This window comes from Citrobacter sp. RHBSTW-00017 (genome assembly GCF_013797615.1).
GTDB lineage: Bacteria > Pseudomonadota > Gammaproteobacteria > Enterobacterales > Enterobacteriaceae > Citrobacter > Citrobacter braakii.
The window spans coordinates 3,588,091-3,608,836 of sequence record NZ_CP056899.1 but is presented as its reverse complement, the minus strand read 5'-3'; the positions used below and the strand labels follow the sequence as shown (position 1 = coordinate 3,608,836).

Annotated in this window: 19 protein-coding genes and 1 pseudogene; 13 read left to right on the top strand and 7 right to left on the bottom strand. The window is 52.3% G+C overall.

Annotated features, from left to right (window positions below; all coding sequences use genetic code 11):
- Positions 1-149: 149 nt before the first annotated feature.
- The 7 genes from entC (at position 150) to HV037_RS17550 (ending at position 7,563) form a co-directional block, all read left to right on the top strand.
- A complete protein-coding gene (entC, locus tag HV037_RS17580; protein WP_016152197.1) occupies positions 150-1,325 on the top strand; it encodes an isochorismate synthase EntC in 1,176 nt (391 codons plus the stop codon).
- 33 nt (positions 1,326-1,358) lie between these two features.
- On the top strand, positions 1,359-2,969 hold the full coding sequence (entE, locus tag HV037_RS17575) for a (2,3-dihydroxybenzoyl)adenylate synthase EntE (protein ID WP_103283607.1): 1,611 nt from the start codon (positions 1,359-1,361) through the stop codon (positions 2,967-2,969).
- Between the two features lie 13 nt (positions 2,970-2,982).
- Positions 2,983-3,840, top strand: coding sequence for an isochorismatase (locus HV037_RS17570; protein WP_016152199.1), 858 nt, complete (start codon positions 2,983-2,985; stop codon positions 3,838-3,840).
- Complete coding sequence (entA, locus tag HV037_RS17565; RefSeq protein ID WP_016155947.1) at positions 3,840-4,595, top strand: 2,3-dihydro-2,3-dihydroxybenzoate dehydrogenase EntA; 756 nt, start codon at positions 3,840-3,842, stop codon at positions 4,593-4,595. The genes HV037_RS17570 and entA overlap by 1 nt, the downstream gene beginning before the upstream one ends.
- A gap of 2 nt (positions 4,596-4,597) precedes the next feature.
- Positions 4,598-5,011: a proofreading thioesterase EntH gene (entH, locus tag HV037_RS17560; protein ID WP_029139447.1), complete on the top strand. Its 414-nt coding sequence runs from the start codon at positions 4,598-4,600 to the stop codon at positions 5,009-5,011.
- Between the two features lie 185 nt (positions 5,012-5,196).
- The gene (gene cstA, locus HV037_RS17555) at positions 5,197-7,302 is read left to right on the top strand and encodes a pyruvate/proton symporter CstA (RefSeq protein WP_016152202.1); all 2,106 of its coding nucleotides are present in this window, start codon (positions 5,197-5,199) and stop codon (positions 7,300-7,302) included.
- A 63-nt stretch (positions 7,303-7,365) separates the two neighbouring features.
- Positions 7,366-7,563 carry a YbdD/YjiX family protein gene (locus tag HV037_RS17550; RefSeq protein WP_019076244.1) on the top strand — a complete coding sequence of 66 codons (198 nt, stop codon included), beginning with the start codon at positions 7,366-7,368 and terminating at the stop codon, positions 7,561-7,563.
- 103 nt (positions 7,564-7,666) lie between these two features.
- Here the strand turns inward: HV037_RS17550 and HV037_RS17545 are convergent, their stop codons facing one another.
- Positions 7,667-8,755, bottom strand: a complete 1,089-nt coding sequence (locus HV037_RS17545; protein WP_016155948.1) for an oxidoreductase — start codon at positions 8,753-8,755, stop codon at positions 7,667-7,669.
- Between the two features lie 132 nt (positions 8,756-8,887).
- Between HV037_RS17545 and HV037_RS17540 the strand changes: the two genes are divergently transcribed.
- Positions 8,888-10,048: a pyridoxal phosphate-dependent aminotransferase gene (locus HV037_RS17540; protein ID WP_103283608.1), complete on the top strand. Its 1,161-nt coding sequence runs from the start codon at positions 8,888-8,890 to the stop codon at positions 10,046-10,048.
- Here the strand turns inward: HV037_RS17540 and HV037_RS17535 are convergent, their stop codons facing one another.
- From HV037_RS17535 to dsbG, 4 genes are all read right to left on the bottom strand, one after another.
- Complete coding sequence (locus tag HV037_RS17535) at positions 10,049-10,666, bottom strand: ParB/RepB/Spo0J family partition protein (RefSeq protein ID WP_103283609.1); 618 nt, start codon at positions 10,664-10,666, stop codon at positions 10,049-10,051. It lies immediately after the preceding gene.
- Entirely contained in the window at positions 10,651-11,874 is a 1,224-nt protein-coding gene (locus HV037_RS17530; RefSeq protein WP_103283610.1) for a phosphoadenosine phosphosulfate reductase, read from the bottom strand. The genes HV037_RS17535 and HV037_RS17530 overlap by 16 nt, the downstream gene beginning before the upstream one ends.
- A 149-nt stretch (positions 11,875-12,023) precedes the next feature.
- The gene (locus HV037_RS17525) at positions 12,024-12,944 is read right to left on the bottom strand and encodes a LysR family transcriptional regulator (protein WP_049269781.1); all 921 of its coding nucleotides are present in this window, start codon (positions 12,942-12,944) and stop codon (positions 12,024-12,026) included.
- A gap of 204 nt (positions 12,945-13,148) precedes the next feature.
- On the bottom strand, positions 13,149-13,895 hold the full coding sequence (gene dsbG / locus HV037_RS17520) for a thiol:disulfide interchange protein DsbG (RefSeq protein WP_103283611.1): 747 nt from the start codon (positions 13,893-13,895) through the stop codon (positions 13,149-13,151).
- A gap of 374 nt (positions 13,896-14,269) precedes the next feature.
- Between dsbG and ahpC the strand changes: the two genes are divergently transcribed.
- Together ahpC and HV037_RS17510 are read left to right on the top strand one after the other, a co-directional pair.
- Positions 14,270-14,833 (top strand): alkyl hydroperoxide reductase subunit C, encoded by a 564-nt coding sequence (gene ahpC, locus HV037_RS17515; protein ID WP_004859485.1) that lies wholly within the window; start codon positions 14,270-14,272, stop codon positions 14,831-14,833.
- 154 nt (positions 14,834-14,987) lie between these two features.
- Positions 14,988-15,779: pseudogene (locus HV037_RS17510) on the top strand (thioredoxin family protein); the annotation flags it as partial.
- Between the two features lie 16 nt (positions 15,780-15,795).
- Here the strand turns inward: HV037_RS17510 and HV037_RS17505 are convergent.
- Positions 15,796-16,493 (bottom strand): IS1 family transposase gene (locus tag HV037_RS17505; RefSeq protein WP_223274117.1). Its coding sequence is split into 2 segments (ribosomal slippage): positions 15,796-16,244 and positions 16,244-16,493, totalling 699 coding nucleotides; the frame shifts between segments, so codons are not numbered across the junction.
- 115 nt (positions 16,494-16,608) lie between these two features.
- Between HV037_RS17505 and HV037_RS17500 the strand changes: the two genes are divergently transcribed.
- Genes HV037_RS17500 through HV037_RS17490 form a run of 3 tightly spaced genes read left to right on the top strand, consistent with a single transcriptional unit; the run spans position 16,609 to position 20,206 of the window.
- Positions 16,609-18,885: a molybdopterin-dependent oxidoreductase gene (locus HV037_RS17500; protein ID WP_103283612.1), complete on the top strand. Its 2,277-nt coding sequence runs from the start codon at positions 16,609-16,611 to the stop codon at positions 18,883-18,885.
- Positions 18,882-19,439 carry a 4Fe-4S dicluster domain-containing protein gene (locus HV037_RS17495; protein ID WP_047415127.1) on the top strand — a complete coding sequence of 186 codons (558 nt, stop codon included), beginning with the start codon at positions 18,882-18,884 and terminating at the stop codon, positions 19,437-19,439. The genes HV037_RS17500 and HV037_RS17495 overlap by 4 nt, the downstream gene beginning before the upstream one ends.
- Positions 19,439-20,206 (top strand): DmsC/YnfH family molybdoenzyme membrane anchor subunit, encoded by a 768-nt coding sequence (locus HV037_RS17490; RefSeq protein WP_049040660.1) that lies wholly within the window; start codon positions 19,439-19,441, stop codon positions 20,204-20,206. Before HV037_RS17495 ends, HV037_RS17490 begins: the two co-directional genes overlap by 1 nt.
- Before the next feature lie 69 nt (positions 20,207-20,275).
- Here the strand turns inward: HV037_RS17490 and uspG are convergent, their stop codons facing one another.
- Positions 20,276-20,704 (bottom strand): universal stress protein UspG, encoded by a 429-nt coding sequence (gene uspG, locus HV037_RS17485; protein ID WP_016152215.1) that lies wholly within the window; start codon positions 20,702-20,704, stop codon positions 20,276-20,278.
- Positions 20,705-20,746 lie beyond the last annotated feature (42 nt).

Genomic DNA, 20,746 nt, shown 5'->3' with positions numbered 1-20,746 from the left:
ATTTTCATTGTTAGTGGACAAGGATGCAAGCCAAAGTCGCACATTGTGCTGCCACAAGAGTTGACATACCGCCGCTTTGCTTTTAGGTTAGCGACCGAAAATATAAATGATAATCATTATTAGAGCTTTTATCATTTTTGGAGGATGATATGGAAACGTCACTGGCCGAGGAAAAAACGCAGACTATGCCGACGCTCGCTCCCGACAGTTTTTTCTTTATGTCGCCGTACCGTAGTTTTACGACGTCAGGATGCTTCGCCCGCTATGCGGAACCGGCAATTGATGGCGATTCGCCAGACAGCCCTTTCCAACAAAAAATGCATGCGCTGTTTGCTGATGCCAAAGCGCAGGGTATCGCTAACCCCATCATGGTCGGGGCGATTCCTTTTGACACCCGCCAGCCGTCATCGCTGTTTATTCCCCAGTCATGGCAGACGTTCTCCCGAACGGCGAAGCAGCAATCATCTCGTTACTTTAACGCGCATCAGTCGCTGAACGTTGTTGAACGTAAATCGATCCCGGAACAGAACTTCTTTGAAGATATGGTCGCTCGCGCGGCTGCGCTGACGGCAACCCCGGAAGTCGACAAAGTGGTGTTGTCACGCCTGATCGATATCACCGCTGATGCCAATATTGACAGCGGGGCGCTGCTGGAGCGCCTGGTGGCGCAAAATCCGGCGAGCTACAACTTCCACGTCCCCCTTGAAGACGGTGGCGTATTGATTGGCGCCAGTCCGGAACTGCTGTTACGCAAAGAAGGCGATCGTTTCAGCTCATTACCGCTGGCAGGCTCGGCACGACGTCAACCGGACGATGTGCTGGACCGTGAGGCGGGCATCCGCCTGCTGGCGTCCGAAAAGGATCGCCATGAGCACGAACTGGTGACGCAGGCCATGAAAAATGTCCTGCGCGATCGCAGCCGTGAACTGCAACTCCCTTCTTCTCCGCAACTGGTCACCACGCCTACGCTCTGGCACCTCGGCACGCCGTTTGAGGGTAAAGCCAACGCGCAAGAAAACGCCCTGACGCTCGCGTGCCTGCTGCATCCGACGCCTGCGCTGAGCGGCTTCCCGCATCAGGTTGCGCGCAAACTGATCGCCGAGCTGGAGCCGTTCGATCGCGAACTGTTCGGTGGCATTGTCGGCTGGTGTGATGCTCAAGGTAACGGCGAATGGGTGGTGACGATCCGTTGTGCGAAGCTGCTGCGTAATCAGGTACGTTTCTTTGCCGGTGCCGGGATTGTTCCGGCTTCGTCCCCGGTTGCGGAATGGCGTGAAACGGGAGCCAAACTCTCCACGATGTTGAATGTTTTTGGACTGCATTAAGAGCCTTATTGACCAGGCCTCTAAGGAGCGATAATGAGTATTCCTTTCACCCGTTGGCCGGAGGAGTTTGCCCGCCGCTATCGTGAAAAAGGTTACTGGCAGGATTTGCCGCTGACCGACATTCTGACCCGTCACGCCGACAGCGACCATACGGCGGTGATCGATGGCGAACGCCACCTGAGCTATCGCCAACTGAATCAGGCCACTGACAATCTCGCCTGCAGCCTGCGCCGTCAGGGGATCAAACCCGGCGAAACCGCGCTGGTGCAACTGGGCAACGTGGCTGAGTTGTATATCACTTTCTTTGCGCTGCTCAAGCTGGGTGTAGCCCCGGTGCTGGCATTATTCAGCCATCAGCGAAACGAACTTAACGCCTATGCCAAACAGATCGAACCTGCGCTGCTGATTGCCGATCGTCAGCATGCGTTGTTTAGCGGGGACGATTTTCTTAACGCTTTTGTGGCTGAACACAATTCAGTGCGCGTGGTGCAACTGCGCAATGATGAAGGCGAACACAATCTGCAAACGGCGATAAGCCAGCCTGCGACTAATTTTTCCGCCACGCCATCGCCTGCTGATGAGGTGGCCTATTTCCAGCTTTCAGGCGGGACTACCGGGACGCCAAAGCTGATTCCTCGTACCCATAACGATTACTACTACAGCGTGCGTCGCAGCAATGAGATTTGCCGCTTCACCGGGGAAACGCGTTATTTATGCGCGATCCCGGCGGCGCATAACTACGCGATGAGTTCGCCTGGCGCGTTGGGGGTATTCCTGGCTGGCGGCACCGTCGTGCTGGCGGCTGACCCGAGCGCCACCCTGTGCTTCCCTCTGATTGAACAGCATCAGGTTAACGTCACGGCGCTGGTGCCGCCAGCGGTGAGCCTGTGGCTGCAGGCAGTTGCGGAGTGGGGGAGCAATGCGCAATTGGCTTCGCTGACGCTGCTACAGGTCGGTGGGGCACGGCTTTCCGCCTCGCTTGCGGCGCGTATTCCGGCGGAGATTGGCTGCCAGCTGCAGCAGGTCTTCGGCATGGCGGAAGGGCTGGTGAACTACACCCGTCTGGACGACAGCCCTGAACGCATCATCAATACCCAGGGCCGCCCGATGTGTCCCGATGATGAAGTCTGGGTAGCAGACGCTGACGGCAACCCTTTAGCCCAGGGAGAAACCGGGCGCCTGATGACGCGTGGCCCATACACCTTCCGCGGTTACTTCAACAGTCCTGAGCACAATGCCAGCGCCTTTGACGCCAACGGTTTTTACTGCTCTGGCGATCTGATCGCCATCGATCGAGATGGCTACATCACCGTCCAGGGACGTGAGAAGGATCAGATCAACCGCGGTGGAGAGAAGATCGCTGCAGAAGAGATTGAAAACCTGCTGCTGCGCCACCCGATGGTGATCCATGCCGCGCTGGTCAGTATGGATGACGAACTGATGGGCGAGAAAAGCTGTGCCTGGTTGGTGGTAAAAGAGCCGCTGCGAGCGGTGCAGGTGCGTCGTTTTCTACGCGAACAGGGCGTAGCGGAATTTAAATTACCTGACCGCGTGGAGTGCGTTGAGTCGTTACCGCTGACTCCGGTTGGGAAAGTAGATAAAAAACAATTACGTCAGTGGCTGGCATCACGTTCACTGGCCTGAAGGAGAATAAGAGATGGCAATTCCTAAACTGCAGGCTTATGCGCTACCCACGGCGCTTGATGTTCCGGTGAACAAAGTGGACTGGGCGTTTGACCCCGAACGCGCCGCGCTGCTGATCCACGACATGCAGGACTATTTTATCGGCTTTTGGGGCGATAACTGCCCGATGATGGAGCAGGTCGTCGCTAACATCGCCGCACTGCGTCAGTACTGCAAAGAGCATAACATTCCGGTGTATTACACCGCTCAGCCGAAAGAACAGAGTGATGAAGACCGCGCTCTGCTCAATGATATGTGGGGACCGGGACTGACGCGTTCACCGGAACAGCAGAAAATCGTAGAGGCGCTGGCGCCGGATGAAGCGGATACCATTCTGGTGAAATGGCGTTACAGCGCATTTCATCGCTCCCCGCTGGAACAGATGCTTAAGGAAACCGGACGTAATCAACTGATCATTACCGGCGTGTATGCGCATATTGGCTGTATGACCACCGCAACGGACGCCTTTATGCGCGACATCAAGCCGTTTATGGTTGCCGATGCGTTGGCAGACTTTAGCCGTGACGAACATCTGATGTCGCTGAAATACGTGGCGGGACGCTCCGGGCGTGTGGTGATGACTCAGGAATTATTACCGACGCCGGTACCGGCCAGCAAAGATGCGTTACGCAGCATTATTCTGCCGCTGCTGGATGAGTCCGAAGAGCCGATGGATGACGAAAACCTGATCGACTACGGACTGGATTCCGTGCGCATGATGGCGCTGGCGGCGCGCTGGCGTAAGGTTCATGGTGATATTGACTTCGTGATGCTGGCGAAAAACCCGACCATTGACGCCTGGTGGACGCTGCTCTCTCGCGAGGTGAAGTAATGTCTGGATTTGACTTCGCAGGGAAAACCGTCTGGGTAACCGGCGCGGGAAAAGGGATTGGCTACACCACGGCGCTGGCGTTTGTGAAAGCGGGTGCTGAGGTGACAGGATTCGATCGTGAATTTTCTCAGAATAACTACCCGTTTGCCACCGAAGTGCTGGATGTGGCGAATGCTGAACAGGTGGCTGAGGTGTGTCAGCGCGTCCTGCAAACGCGCGAGCGGTTGGATGTGTTGGTCAATGCGGCGGGTATTTTGCGTATGGGGGCCACCGATGCGCTGAGTATTGAGGAGTGGCAGCAGACGTTTGCGGTTAACGTTGGTGGGGCGTTCAATCTGTTTCAACAGACGATGGCGCAGTTTCGTCGCCAGCAGGGCGGGGCAATCGTGACCGTCGCGTCGGATGCGGCGCACACGCCGCGTATCGGTATGAGCGCATACGGTGCGTCAAAAGCCGCGCTGAAAAACCTGGCACTGACCGTCGGACTTGAACTGGCAGGCAGCGGTGTGCGTTGCAATGTGGTTTCGCCAGGCTCGACCGATACCGACATGCAGCGTACGTTGTGGGTCAGCGATGACGCGGAGCAACAGCGCATTCGTGGGTTTGGCGAGCAGTTTAAGCTCGGCATTCCACTGGGAAAAATCGCTCGTCCACAGGAAATCGCTAACACGATTTTATTCCTCGCTTCCGATCTGGCGAGCCACATTACGCTTCAGGATATCGTGGTGGACGGCGGCTCCACGCTGGGGGCATGACGATGATCTGGAAACGTCATTTAACGCTGGATGAACTGAATGCCACCAGTCAGAACACGATGGTGGCGCATTTAGGCATGGTCTATACACGACTGGGGGATGATGTGCTGGAAGCCGAAATGCCGGTGGATAGCCGGACGCATCAGCCGTTTGGTCTGCTGCACGGCGGCGCGTCGGCGGCCCTGGCGGAAACATTGGGTTCGATGGCGGGTTATCTGATGACTCGCGACGGGCAGTGTGTGGTGGGTACGGAACTGAACGCCACGCACCATCGGGCGGTTGCGCAGGGGAAAGTGCGCGGCGTTTGCCAGCCGCTGCACCTCGGGCGTCAGAGTCAAAGCTGGGAAATCGTCATCTTTGATGAGCAGGGACGACGCTGTTGCACCTGTCGTTTAGGCACTGCGGTGATGGGGTGAAGTCGCCCGACAAAGTAAAATGAAATTGCAGGGTTAACGGCTAAATGAAGTGATCCAGTTAACAATGCAATGTAAATACTCAGTGATACTTCGGGTTTACATGGTTGTCAGGTTGTTAAATTCAGAAAAGATGTTATAGAAACAAAATGTAACATCTCTCTGACCAGGACAACGGAAAACCAAGTATGAATAAATCAGGGAAGTACCTCGTCTGGACAGTGCTCTCCGTTATGGGAGCATTTGCCCTCGGCTATATCGCATTAAATCGTGGCGAACAGATCAACGCGTTGTGGATAGTCGTGGCGTCGGTCTGTGTCTACCTTATCGCTTACCGTTTCTACGGCCTGTACATCGCGAAAAATGTACTGGCGCTGGACCCGACGCGTATGACGCCAGCTGTGCGTCATAACGATGGTCTGGACTATGTTCCTACCGATAAAAAAGTGCTGTTTGGCCACCATTTCGCGGCGATTGCTGGAGCGGGTCCATTAGTTGGACCGGTGCTGGCGGCGCAAATGGGCTATCTGCCGGGTATGATCTGGCTGCTTGCCGGGGTGGTACTGGCGGGGGCGGTGCAGGACTTTATGGTGCTGTTTGTTTCTACTCGTCGCGATGGTCGTTCCCTTGGCGAACTGGTGAAAGAAGAGATGGGCCCAACGGCGGGCGTCATTGCGCTGGTGGCCTGTTTTATGATCATGGTGATTATCCTCGCGGTACTGGCGATGATCGTCGTGAAAGCGCTGACCCACAGCCCGTGGGGAACCTACACCGTCGCCTTTACTATCCCGCTGGCGATCTTCATGGGGATTTACCTGCGTTATCTGCGCCCGGGCCGCATTGGTGAAGTGTCGGTCATCGGTCTGGTATTCCTGGTGTTTGCTATTATTTCCGGCGGCTGGGTGGCTGAAAGCCCGACCTGGGCACCGTACTTTGACTTTACCGGCGTACAGTTGACCTGGATGCTGGTGGGATACGGCTTTGTCGCCGCCGTACTGCCGGTGTGGCTGCTGCTGGCACCGCGTGATTATCTCTCTACCTTCCTGAAAATTGGTACCATTGTTGGTCTGGCGGTAGGGATTCTGATCATGCGTCCGACGCTGACCATGCCTGCGCTGACCAAGTTTGTTGACGGTACAGGCCCGGTCTGGAGCGGTAACCTGTTCCCGTTCCTGTTTATTACCATCGCCTGCGGTGCGGTCTCTGGTTTCCACGCGCTGATTGCCTCCGGCACCACGCCGAAGATGCTGGCGAATGAAGGTCAGGCCTGTTTTATTGGCTACGGCGGGATGCTGATGGAATCCTTTGTCGCCATTATGGCGCTGGTGGCGGCCTGCGTTATCGACCCGGGCGTCTACTTTGCGATGAACAGCCCGATGGCTGTACTGGCACCTGCCGGAACCACCGATGTGGTTGCGTCAGCGGCACAGGTTGTGAGCAGTTGGGGCTTTGTTATCACGCCTGATACGCTGCATCAGATTGCGAACGATGTCGGCGAACAATCCATTATCTCCCGCGCAGGCGGTGCGCCGACGCTGGCGGTGGGCATGGCGTATATTCTGCATGGTGCACTGGGCGGAATGATGGATGTGGCGTTCTGGTATCACTTCGCCATTCTGTTTGAAGCCCTGTTTATTCTGACGGCGGTAGACGCCGGTACGCGTGCCGCACGCTTTATGCTGCAGGATCTGCTGGGCGTGGTGTCACCGGGTCTGAAACGTACCGATTCGCTGCCTGCGAACCTGCTGGCAACGGCGCTGTGTGTGCTGGCCTGGGGTTACTTCTTGCACCAGGGCGTGGTGGATCCATTGGGTGGTATTAATACCCTGTGGCCACTGTTTGGTATCGCCAACCAGATGCTGGCCGGTATGGCGTTGATGCTTTGCGCGGTGGTGCTGTTCAAGATGAAACGTCAGCGCTACGCGTGGGTGGCGCTGGTGCCAACGGCCTGGCTGCTGATTTGTACCCTGACCGCCGGCTGGCAGAAAGCGTTTAGCCCGGATGCGAAAATTGGCTTCCTCGCCATCGCTAACAAGTTCCAGGCGATGATCGACAGCGGAAATATTCCGGCGCAGTACACTCAGTCGCAGCTGACGCAGTTGGTGTTTAACAACCGCCTGGATGCGGGTCTCACTATCTTCTTTATGGTAGTCGTTGTGGTGCTGGGTCTGTTCTCCATCAAAACTGCACTGGCAGCACTGAAAGAGGACAAACCTACGTCGAAAGAAACGCCATACGAACCGATGCCTGAGAATGTCGAAGAGATCGTGGCGCAGGCGAAAGGCGCGCACTAATATTCTCTTAACCAACGAGCCCTCTCCTGAATGGGGAGGGCGTTTGTTCGACAGGGAACCACTATGTTTGAAACGCTCTCTAAAGCCGGGAAGTATTTAGGTCAAACCGCCCGATTAATGATAGGTGTGCCGGATTACGACAACTATGTTGAACATATGCGCGTCACGCATCCGGACCTGACGCCAATGACCTACGAAGAATTTTTCCGCGAACGCCAGGATGCGCGCTACGGGGGGAAAGGCGGCGCGCGCTGCTGTTAATGCTCTTCATCATTCAAGCTGCAGGCGTGTTCACCCTGGTCACTTACCTTTGTAAGCTCCAGGGTTTCGCTGCGTTGCCGCCATCAGGCATCTCACACCATAATCACACCGTAAACGATTCTACTTTTTCGAACGCTGCGCGCAGCGTCTGTGGAGTTAACGTTACCGGCAGTGCATGAATGGACTCCACCGGGCGCAGGGTGTGCGCAATCACGTTGTCGATTTCAGCGCGGTTGTTGATGTCCACGTCCAGTTGAGCCAACCGGGTTGGCAGGTTGAAGCGCTGATAGGCGGTAATTAACTGCGCCAGCACATCATCTTGTCCCAGCAGCGCGCTCTGCACCAGTATGCCGTACGCCACTTTGGTGCCATGCAAAAACTTCTCGGTCTGCGGGAGCACGGTCAGGCCATTATGTACCGAATGCGCCGCCGCCACGCGGGTGTAGCGCTCACCCAGACCGCCGACCATGCCGCCTCCGGCAATAATTGCATCCACTACATCGCAAAACGTGCGGCTTAACGTACCTTGTTGCTTATCGACCAGCGCCTGCTCGCTGCTTTCCAACAGGACGTCGCGGATCGTCTGCGCAGCATGGATACCCAGACGTACGGTCAGAGGCAGGTTTTCCGGCTCAGGTGCGAGCACGACGGCCTCGTACCATTTCGCCAGCGTGTCGCCGATCCCCGCCAGTAAGTATTCTTCAGGCGCATTGAGAACGATCTCTGGCTCGACCAGCACAAGGAAATTGGCGTCAGCGAAAATTTCGAAATGCAGCGCCTGGCCTGCATCGTTGTACCAGACGGAGAGCGGTGTCCATGCGGCGCAGGTCGCTGCGATAGTAGGAATACCGACAAAAGGCAGACCCAGACGACGAGCCAGCGCTTTGGCCGTGTCGAGCAATGTCCCGCCGCCCACACCAATCACCACGCTGCGATTCTCTCCTGACTCTTTTGCCAGTTGAGTAACATCGGTTTCGCTGCAATGTCCCGTAAACAGCAGGTGCCTGGCATCGGCAAGATGAAATGCCTCAGGCAGATAAGGGCGGGCCGCATCGATGGCGCGTTCACCGTAAACCCAGACGGCGCGTGAGAGTTGCTCTGCGGTGAAAAAATCGTTGAGTCTTGACAGGCTGCCGGGATGGGAAAAATAGTTGGCCGGGCCGGTGACGACGCGAATCTCGGTATTACTCATGTTGTGTTGTCCTTTTGGCTGTCCTGTCAATGCAGGTTATTTTTATATAGACGTCTGAACGTCTTGATTGCCAAATACTAGCATCGTGCTATAGTGGCTTCAACCACAACATCACCCGCTGGGATAACAATAATGAGTAATAACCCGCTGATTCCGCAAAGCAAACTGCCTAATCTTGGCACCACTATCTTTACGCAAATGAGCGCGCTGGCGCAGCAGCATCAGGCCATTAACCTCTCGCAGGGATTTCCTGATTTTGACGGCCCACTCTTTTTGCAGGAACGCCTGGCGTATCACGTCGCGCATGGCGCAAACCAGTATGCGCCGATGACGGGCGTACAGCCGCTGCGCGAAGCCATTGCGGATAAAACCGCGCAGTTGTACGGCTATAAACCTGATGCGAATAGTGAAGTGACCGTGACGGCGGGGGCCACAGAAGCGCTGTTCGCCGCAATTACGGCGCTGGTGCGTCCTGGCGATGAGGTGATTTGTTTTGACCCGAGCTACGACAGCTATGCGCCCGCGGTCGAATTATCCGGCGGCGTAGTTAAACGTATCGCGCTGCAACCGCCGTCTTTTCGCGTCGACTGGCAGGAATTTAGCGCTGTACTCAGCGAACGTACCCGACTGGTGATCCTTAACACGCCGCACAACCCTTCCGCCACCGTATGGCATCACGCCGATTTTGATGCTCTGTGGCAGGCAATTAAAGAACGCGAGATCTTTGTCATCAGCGACGAAGTTTATGAGCACATTTGCTTCGCCGGACAAGGACATGCCAGCGTGCTGGCGCATTCACACCTGCGCGAACGCGCCGTTGCCGTTTCATCGTTTGGGAAGACCTACCATATGACCGGCTGGAAAGTCGGCTACTGCGTTGCGCCTGCCGCCATTAGCGCTGAATTACGCAAGGTACACCAGTATCTGACTTTCTCAGTTAATACGCCGGCTCAGCTGGCGCTGGCGGATATGCTGCGGGAGGATCCAACACACTATCGTGAGTTGCCAGCCTTTTATCAGAAAAAACGCGATGTGTTGGTGAACGCGCTGCGTGACAGCCGGCTGGAAATTTTACCGTGTGAAGGCACCTATTTTCTGCTGGTCGATTACAGTGCCGTCTCCACACTAAACGACGTTGAGTTTTGCCAGTGGCTGACCAAAGAAGTGGGCGTTGCCGCGATCCCGTTGTCGGTTTTCTGCGCCGATCCTTTCCCGCATAAGCTGATTCGCCTATGTTTTGCCAAGCAAGAATCGACGCTGCTGGCGGCAGCCGAACGTCTGGTTGCGCTGTAGTTATTTTACTGTCCAGGCTTTGGAGAAGCGACGGTCGGCAAATAACTCTTGCAGACCGTTAATTTGTTTCAGACGTAAAACCTCATCGTCGTCCATACCTAACTCTTTACTGATTTTCTCTGCGCTCCATCCCAGGAGCGATAATTCACGAACGATTTCCGACATGGCATGAATTTTATGCCGCCCAAGGGCACGGTTATGACGAATTGTCGCTGCCATGCGTTCATGGCGTTCACGCTGTAAACAGGTGACCGGCAGGTAGCCATGCAGGCGTGATTTCAGCGACGGTTTGCTTTTACCTAGCTCATGACGGTGGAAACCATCGACAATTTCGTATTCTTCCGCCGTGGAGTGAACTACCACGATGGGCTGCGTGAATCCGTCTGCTTCGAGGGATTTCTGCAGCAGTTTTTTCTCCGGAGGCGCAACGTTATTGGGGTTATAGTCATTGGGTGAGATATGCTCATTTTTAATCCATAGTACACAATCTACTGGCTCTTCGCGAAAAGGGCTGACGCTGTGGATAGCCATTCTGAATTGGTTGATTGCTTCAATTCGTTCTTCTTCTGACAGCCCAGAAAGAAAACCAGTGAGTTCTTGAGTTAGTCGGTGTTGCATAAGATTCCCCATTGCTGGCGTTTTATTTTCATGCGTTCATTATAACGTTGGTAGTTTTTGGGTTTTGTGGGGCTGAATGACAGCGCCCGGCACCAGTAGTCGTTATTCAGCAGGACTTTACAGATACGCCGCCACGACGGAATATCCGCTGAGCCAATATCTTTTTCCTGAGTTTGCGGGATATTGTCCATGCCCTTTTTCTTATACCACTGCAAATAGATGGCGATTTTATTGCGATAATGCTCAGCGGTCTTTTCCGGCATGCTATTGAGTAGCAGCATGGCGTATTCCTGCCAGTTTAAATGTTCGGGTTTTAATATTTTGCGGTGCCCGTAAAAATGGTTGTCCTGACCGGCATAAATTCCGCCACTTTTTACACCGCTGACACGGGCACACATGGCTGCCCAGCGCTCGGGTTCAATGACGTGATATAGCCATAATCCCTGACGCTGTTCCGGGCCAAAGGGCTCACAAATACGCATGTAACGTGTTGGGACACCGGCCTGATACATGAGATTGTATAAGGGATTGCACGACATTCTGGTTTTTGCGAACCAGGTCCAGATATCGGCAGTTTTCCAGTCATAAATCGGGTAAATATACCAGGTATGCCCGCCGGGGGCGCTGGTGGTCCAGGGTTTGTCATCGGCAAAGCGCTGCTTTTGCGAATTGGCAATGGCGACAAAACGGTTATATGACTCATCGGCGCGGATCCCGACCATCATGCCGGCTGGACGTTTCTCTGAATACCAGTCAGCGAACTCGCGAACAAATTGTTCAAAGGTCATGCCGGGTTGATAGAAGGAGAAATACTCTGGATCGGTTATGGCATCCGTGGGAGGCTGGCGAACCCACGGAGTACCTGGTTCCCAACACTGCCATTCTGGCTGAAATTGAGAGAGGGAATTCTGGGTGGTGAGCGGTAAAGCCACCCAATAAAAGCGCTCGATGACATCGGAATAACGTGCACGAAGCGCCTCAATATAATCAATAGTGCAGGAAAACTGGGCTTCCCAGTCGATAAATAGTACATCAATTTTTTTATGCAGTTGGCGTGCAAGCATAGCTGTCAGATGTAACATCAGTCCTGAATCTTTCCCGCCGGAGAAAGAGACACAAACCCGAGGCAGAGTTTCCAGCGCCCAGGTTATGCGCTCCAGAGCGGCGTCCAGCACGTTTTGATCAAGCGGGATTTTATAAATAGACATATTAAACTCATATCAAAATTATTATTTAAAACAATAACAAATGCTGACAATAAGATATGCTAATTTTTTCCAGGTGCAACGTTTTAATACATTCATGGCTATTTTGAATTATGCTCATTCATAAATATTTAAAATGAATAGGTAAAGTTCTACTTGTTAGTCCTTTGATCATGTTTATCATTTATTTTATTAATTAAATTAACGAAGCCAGTATTGTTGAGTGATGCTCTGTTATACATCAAAAATAAATTTATTTTTGGTAAGGGTATATCGATACAGATCTCTTTTAAATTAAATGATCCGGTATATTGTTCGTAAATATCTCTTGGTAGCAGACCTATGATGTCTGTATTTGAAATAATGTTAATGATCGTTATTAATGAATCGCTGCGGAAACCAATATCTCGATTAGCCAGCAAGGCGCTGGTTTTTTGCCAGTATTCTTTAACGCCAGGATCTTCAGAAATAAGTTGCGTGAACTGTTCTTTTAATATTGTTTCAAGCGTGCTTTCTCCATTAATTCTTGGATGGTTTTTGTTGCAAACTAATATTGTTTCAGCAGTTTTAAATGGTGAGCATATTATCGAGCGATTACTCACTGGGGCGGTAGCAATGACTAAATCTGCTTTTCTGTAAGCCAACAGATTTTCCGTACTTTCAGCAGTGATGAGTATGTTATGGTGCTCAATTTCGACATGCGAGTCTTCTCTGAGAAAATGAATAACTTCCTCAATGTTGATAATGGTTGGCAGTTGTGGACAGTAAATAATGAATTTTTTCTTCAGACTGGAGTTATTCATGATGTTTATTGTCTGCTCCAGACTGTTGAGGTTTTTCTCAAGATGATGATGGAGGTTAATCCCCATAATCGTTGGCGTTAGGCCTTTTCCGGAGCGGATAAACAGCGGGTCATTAAATTGTGTGCGTAGCCGTTGCAGTGACTGGCTAACGGCAGAGGGGGTAATATACAAAGTTTCAGCAGCTTTAGTGATACTCAAATGTTGATAAATACACTCAAAGATAACCAACAGATTGAGATCGAACTTTTTGAGGTCATAGAGGTTAGCCATGCATACCTTCCTGTGATGGTCATGTTTTGAAAGATTTAATTTTGAAATATTTTAAGTTGTGATTATTCTTGTGATTTATGTTTGTGTGCTTAATGAATTATTAATTTAAACTAAAATAGCACATATTGCATAATTTTGACCAAAAAAGTTAATTTAAATGAGTGATTGACATGAAAATGATAACAACCACTCATTTTGTTACTTTTATTTATTACCCATGATAATGTTTAATTTCTCCTTATCCGGCAAGCCGACTTCCTGTTGTAACGTATCGTCTTTACTCATGTAATAGATAGCCGGCGTGACGTTGGCGCCTAAATCATCCATCAACTTTTGATTGATATTCAATACCTTCATCTGCTCCGGTGAAATGGAGGTCGGGATTTCTAGCTTCATATTCCCACCAGATGCCTTATAGTCATGCCAGGTCTTGGCCGGATCTTTTGCGGCCAGAATCGCAGCGGCGGTAGCCGGGCTTTCGGGTTTAATTACGCCAACCAGTATTGTGCGCAACTGAACTTTACCTGAGTCTACCCACGGGCGAGCCTTTTGCCAGAACTGTTTGCAATAGGGACAGAAGGGATCGGCAAACACATAGACAATGACTGGAGCCTCTTTTTTCCCGTCCAGAATCCAGGATGTTTTTTCCATTCGCTGCCACATTTCGCGTCCGGCAGGGGCGTAGATCTCTTTTTCTATCAGTGTATTACTGAGGTTTTCACCTTTTTCGTTATACATATAACCGGAAATGGCGTGTTTGCCGTCAGGCGTAACATAGATAGTAACGCCCATATCCTGGTATTTTCCCAGGTAGCCCTTCATTCCACCCGGCGCGTCGAAGGGTTTGAGAATAGTAATGCCCTGTTTCTCAATAGCTTTAACGGGGGCAGGAAGTTCTTCGGCGTGCACCACGGCAGGAAGCAGGGTTAAGAGTAAGGTACGTTTAAACATTGATTTTCCTTATAAAATCAGAAGGAAAGGGGGCTAAGTTGCAAAACCTATCGCAGCCATAGGTAAGATCGACCGTCTGTCGATTGCCCTTTCTTGAGTGGGGTGATGTAATCCCAATCGCTGTTACGACCTTTGTTAAGGTAATGTAGAGCGCAACACATAGCCAGCCCTGCTGGCACTGACGTTACCTGCGGGTAGCTCGGGTAATGAGGCTCCCTGCAAAGGGGGCCTTTTTTACTTTTATCTTTAGGTTCACAACATGAGTTTGAGTGGGTTGTTAGTTAACGCTTATTGATTTGATAAAGGAAACGCATTAGCCCTGCGAAGAGATTTTCGTTAACTTATCTCTCAACGAAAACACGGAGGAAGTACAGATGTCTTTGATTAATACCAAAATTAAACCTTTCAAAAACCAGGCGTTCAAAAACGGTGAGTTCATCGAAGTAACCGAGAAAGATACCGAAGGTCGCTGGAGCGTCTTCTTCTTCTACCCGGCTGACTTTACTTTCGTTTGCCCGACCGAGCTGGGTGATGTGGCTGACCACTACGAAGAACTGCAGAAACTGGGCGTAGATGTCTATTCCGTATCTACTGACACCCACTTCACCCACAAAGCATGGCACAGCAGCTCTGACACCATCGCGAAAATCAAATACGCGATGATCGGCGACCCGACTGGCGCCCTGACCCGTAACTTCGACAACATGCGTGAAGATGAAGGTCTGGCTGACCGCGCAACCTTCGTTGTAGACCCGCAGGGTATCATCCAGGCAATCGAAGTTACCGCTGAAGGTATCGGCCGTGATGCGTCTGACCTGCTGCGTAAAATTAAAGCCGCACAGTACGTTGCCTCTCACCCAGGTGAAGTTTGCCCGGCGAAATGGAAAGAAGGCGAAGCGACCCTGGCTCCATCCTTAGATCTGGTCGGTAAGATTTAAGTCGCATAATTTGTAGGCCGGATAAACGCAGTGCATCCGGCCATTCCACAGGCGCAGTTTGCGCCTGTTTCATTCCAGCACCATGACGCAAGTTGCATTAATGCAGTCCCGCAAAGTCGGCTTGCATGATGATGTTTTCAGAGAGGGAAGAAGAATGCTCGACACAAATATGAAAACCCAGCTCAAGGCTTATCTTGAGAAACTGACCAAACCTGTTGAGCTGATTGCTACGCTGGATGACAGCGCTAAATCGGCAGAAATCAAGGAACTGCTGACTGAAATTGCTGAACTGTCAGAAAAAGTCACCTTTAAAGAAGACAATACTCTGGCGGTACGCAAGCCATCGTTCCTGATCACCAATCCAGGTTCTCACCAGGGGCCGCGCTTTGCCGGTTCTCCGCTGGGCCATGAGTTTACCTCCCTGGTGCTGGCGCTGCTGTGGACCGGTGGTCATCCGTCAAAAGAGGCGCAGGCGTTGCTGGAGCAGATCCGCGATCTCGACGGTGATTTTGAGTTTGAAACCTATTATTCGCTTTCCTGTCATAACTGTCCGGACGTGGTACAGGCGCTGAACCTGATGTCGGTACTGAATCCACGCATCAAGCATACGGCGATTGACGGCGGTACATTCCAGAACGAAATTACCGATCGCAACGTGATGGGCGTTCCGGCGGTGTATATGAACGGCAAAGAGTTCGGTCAGGGGCGTATGACGCTGACTGAGATCGTGGCGAAAGTAGATAGCGGCGCAGAAAAACGTGCGGCACAAGAGCTGAACAAACGTGATGCTTATGACGTGCTGATTGTCGGTTCCGGTCCTGCGGGGGCGGCAGCGGCAGTGTACTCTGCACGTAAAGGTATTCGCACCGGTCTGATGGGCGAACGTTTTGGCGGTCAGGTTCTTGATACCGTTGATATTGAAAACTACATCTCGGTACCGAAAACCGGGTAATGACTCCAACTTACTGATAGTGTTTTATGTTCAGATAATGCCCGATGACTTTGTCATGCAGCTCCACCGATTTTGAGAACGACAGTGACTTCCTGCCCAGCCTTGCCAGATGCTGCCTCAGATTCAGGTTATGCCGCTCAATGCGCTGCGTATATCGCTTGCTGATAACGTGCAGTTCTCCCTTCAGGCGTGATTCATAAAGCGGCCAGCCATCCGTCATCCATACCACGACCTCAAAGGCCGACAGCAGGCCAAGAAGACGCTCCAGCGTGGCCAACGTGCGTTCACCGAATACGTGCGCCACAACCGTCCTCCGTATCCTGTCATACGCGTAAAACAACCAGCGCTGGCGTGATTTAGCGCCGACGTAACCCCACTGTTCGTCCATTTCCGCGCAAACAATGACGTCACTGCCCGGTTGTATGCGTGAGTTTACCGACTGCGGCCTGAGTTTTTTAAGTGTCGTAAAATCGTGTTGAGGCCAACGCCCATAATGCGTGCACTGGCGCGACATCCGACGCCATTCATGGCCATATCAATAATTTTCTGGTGTGTACCGGGCTGAGAGGCGGTGTAAGTGAACTGTAGCTGCCATGTTTTACGGCAGTGAGAGCAGAGATAGCGCTGATGTCCGGCAGTGCTTTTACCGTTACGCACCACGCCTTCAGTAGCTGAACAGGAGGGACAGCTGATAGAAACAGAAGCCACTGGAGCACCTCAAAAACACCATCATACACTAAATCAGTAAGTTGGCACCATTACCGAAAACCGTAGCGGGAAGGTTGTCTTCTTGGCTTAATGAATTAAACACGAGAGTATCAATATGAGTAATGAACCGGGAGTTCTGAACAGACGTTCATTTTTGAAAGGGTTAGTTGCCCTTGGAACCGTGGCTGCCCTGCCTGGGGGGTTGCTGACTTCACGCTGCGCATTGGCGCAACCGCCCATTCCGTTTAACCCTAAAACTTACAAAATTTCTCGCAACGCCTGTCCGCGTAACTGCTATGACACCTGTAGCCTGAAAACCTGGGTGAAGGATGACGTCATTACCTTTGTGGAAGGCGCGCCTGAGTCAACGTTTACGCATGGAACACCCTGTGTAAAAGGTCTGACTTATCCTCGCCGGGTGTATAGCCCGGATCGCATTAAATATCCGATGGTTCAGGATGTTCGCGGCAGCGGTAACTGGCGTCGTATCTCCTGGGACGAAGCAATGCAGCGCATTGCGACCAAGATGCTGGAGATTAAAAAGAAAGACGGCTCAATGCTGGGGCTGGCGCTGTCAAAATACTCAGGCAACCTTGGGGTGATGGGTTATGCCGTTGAAGGGATGATGTCTTCGCTGGGTTACACCACCCGTTTTGCCGGGACACCTTGCTGGCCAGCCGGTATCGACGCCCAGAACTATGATATGGGGGATATGTGGTGTAACGACCCGGAAGATTTTGTAAAAGCAAAATATATCATCATCTGGGGCGCGAATCCGGCCTGGTGCTCTATGCACACTATGAAATACATCTATCAGGCGCGGGAGAAAGGCGCAAAAGTTGTCGTTATCGATCCGCTGTTAACGCAGACCGCCGCGAAAGCCGATCTTTATTTACGTGTTCGCCCAGGCTCAGATGGCGCTCTGGCGCTGGGCATGGCGCGTCACCTGGTGGATAAAGGTTTAGTTGATCAGGACTTCGTCAATAACTATTCCCACGGATACCCGGAATTCGAAGCTTATCTGCGCAGCAGTGTGACCGTCGAGTGGGCCGCTGAAATTTGCGGTCTGTCGGCAGATGTCATTCGCCAGTTAGCGGAAGAGTTTACGGCGGTTAATCCTGCCACCGTGTGGATTGGCTACGGCATGCAGCGCCATGTTAACGGCGGCGCTAACGTACGGGCGATCGATGCCTTTGTGGCAATGACTGGCAATATTGGTATTGAGGGAGGCGGTGCCCGCTACGGTCATCTGCAGACATGGGGTTATAACTACCATGGAATGATGCAGAAGCCCCCTGCAGGTTCTGTCGGAATAAAAGGCGCAGGTGGTCCGGTGGGTGAGTTTGTCAGCGATAGCGGTGAGAAGAGCGAATACTCCGATCGTGCGCTGAATATCAACCAGACGGCGCAAGGGATTCTGGACGCCAGTGAACCACCGGTACGGATGCTGTGGGTGGCCTCTAAAAACCCGTTTGCTCAGGATTTCGACCGCAACAAGATGATCAAAGCGTTTGATAAACTGGAAATGGTGGTTTGTGTCGACCAGTTCTTCAACGAAACCGTCCAGCATGCGGATATTGTGCTGCCTGTCACTACCACCTTTGAACAATGGGATGTCTCTTCGTCTTATTGGCACTACTGGTTATCCGTCAACGAGCCGGCTATCAAACCGCTGTATGAGTGCAAGAGCGATGCGGAAATCGCGGCGCTGCTGTCCAAAACCATCAATAAACTGGAACCCGGTTCATGTACCTTCCCGCAGGCGTTTGATGCTAAACGCTGGTTGGATCAGGAATTTAATGAGGGGATGGGGAAACAGTTTGGCATTGCGGGCTGGAATGACCTGCAGGAAGGACCACGCAAAGCAAAAATGGTCAGCACCGCGGCCTGGTACGATCGCAAGTTCAAAACGCCGTCAGGCAAGTACGAGTTCAAATCAGAACGATGTGCGGAAAATGGTCACACGGCTTTGCCGGAATATAAAGCGGGTGCACAGGGTACGCTGCCGTTCCACCTGTTTACACCTCATCTTCAGTACGGTCTGCACTCGCAATTTGTCAATCTGGACTGGATGCAGGTTTTCTGGCCAGAACCCTTTGTTTATATCCACCCGCTTGCTGCACAGAAAAAGGGCATCACTGAGGGCGCTCACGTCAAAGTCTTCAACGAGGTGGGCCATGTTGAGTTGCGAGCCAAAATTACCACTAATGTGCCGGAAGATTTTCTTGTGATGTACGAATCCTGGTTCAACAAGCTTAGTTACAACGTACAGAATGTGGTCAAAGATACGCCCGCCGATATGGGAAAAATGGCGACAGGCGCGCCCGGTGCGGCCATACACAGTCAATTTGTAGATATTACTCTGTCAGAAAATGAAGGAGCTGCGGCATGAGACGCGCGTTTTTAGTCAATAGCGATAAGTGCATCGGCTGCCGTGGCTGTGCGATGGCGTGTAAGAGTTTTAATCAGCTGGAGCCTGAACGTTTCTGGCGCTATGTCTACCCGCTGGATAAAGAAATTTATCCGCATGAGGAGCGAGCGTTCTACTCGCTGGCCTGTAACCACTGCGAAAATCCGGCCTGCCTGGCGGCTTGTCCGGTAGAGGCGTACACCAAACGCGAGGATGGTGTTGTGGTGCATAATCCGGAACGTTGTATCGGATGCAAAAACTGTATCCGTAATTGCCCATACGGTGCGCCGCGCTTTAATGAAGAGACGAAAAAAGCGGAAAAATGCAGCATGTGCTACGAGCGTCTCGATGTCGGTATGCAGCCGGCGTGCGTGAGTGCCTGCCCGGTAGGCGCCCTGACGCTTATCGATCTGGATGCCGATCCGATCCCCAACAATGCCGTACAGTATCCGCCGGGATTCCCACGTATGCCGCAGCTTAACCCTGGCACGCGTTTTATCCTCGCGCGTCAACCGAAGCAACCGGAGGGCAAGTAATGGAAAAGTATGAATTCCCTCTGGTTATTTTTACCGTATTGAGCCAGATGTCGGTTGGTATAACGCTCATTCTGACGCTGCGCACGCTGCAAGGGAAACTGGAAAGCAAGCGCCTGTACTGGCTGGTAAGCGGGCTGGTTCTGGCGGCTGCTTCCGTGGCGGCGGTATTGCACCTGGCGCATCCGGATCGCGCCTACAATGCCCTGATTAACCTCCAGCATGCCTGGCTGAGCCGTGAGATTCTCGGCGCAACTTTATACGGCGCGGCGGTGGGCGTGACGTTTTTGGCAAAAGGGCACAGAGCGCCGGCTGTTCTGGCCTCTGTTCTCGGGATCGCGCTGGTGGCGGTACAGGGGATGACCTATGCCGCCCCGGCGATGGTGGCGATCGCCAACGGTCTGACGATGCTGCTGTTCTTCATCACGGTGTGGGTTATGGGTTGTGCGGCGATTCCGCTGCTTAACCTTGCGCCTGCCGTTGCCGCATTGCGCCAGGGGATTGTCGTTTGTATGGCGGTCATGATTGCCGCGCCCATTATCTGGCTAAGCGGTGGCACCATCATGCAGATGACGGCGCATGCCTGGCTGACGTCGCCGCTTTATCTGGCAAGTCTGGTGTGTCTGGCGGTGGCCTTTGTCCTCAGCCGCCAGGGCGAGCGTCGTGCAAAAGCGCTCTTTGTCCTGCTGTTTGTTGGCGTATTCCTGAGTCGTCTGACGTTCTTTGGCGATACGGTTAGTACCATCGTGAATATCGGTCATTTGTACTGATCGTCAGGCAATAAAAACCCCTGTCAGGCATTAACCTGGCAGGGGTTTTCTTTAGCAAATTAGAGGCTATTAACGTACAACCAGCACTGGCAGAGTAGCGTGGCGAACAACGCTGGAAGCGTTTGAGCCGAGCAGATGAGTGCTGATTGATGGGTTGCGCGATCCAATGACGACCACATCCGCATTCAACTCTTCACCCAACTCGTTGACGACGTCACGTACGCTGCCAAAGCGGACGTGTTGTTTAATACGGGAAGGATCGATGCTGAAGTGACCGACCATCGTTTGCAGACGAGTTTCCGCTTCGTGTTGTAGATGCTCTTCAAAACGACGGACATCGGCTGCAAAGCGGTGCAGGCTTAAGCTTGCTGAGCCTGGCAGCACATGCAGCAGATGAATAACCCCGTTTTCCTGTGCCAGAAATTCTGCATGGCGAATAGCCTTGTCGCTCAGTTCCATTTCGAATACATCAACAGGCATTATGATTGTGTTGTACATAAACATTCTCCTTGTCATTACATGAACACATATCAGCATAGT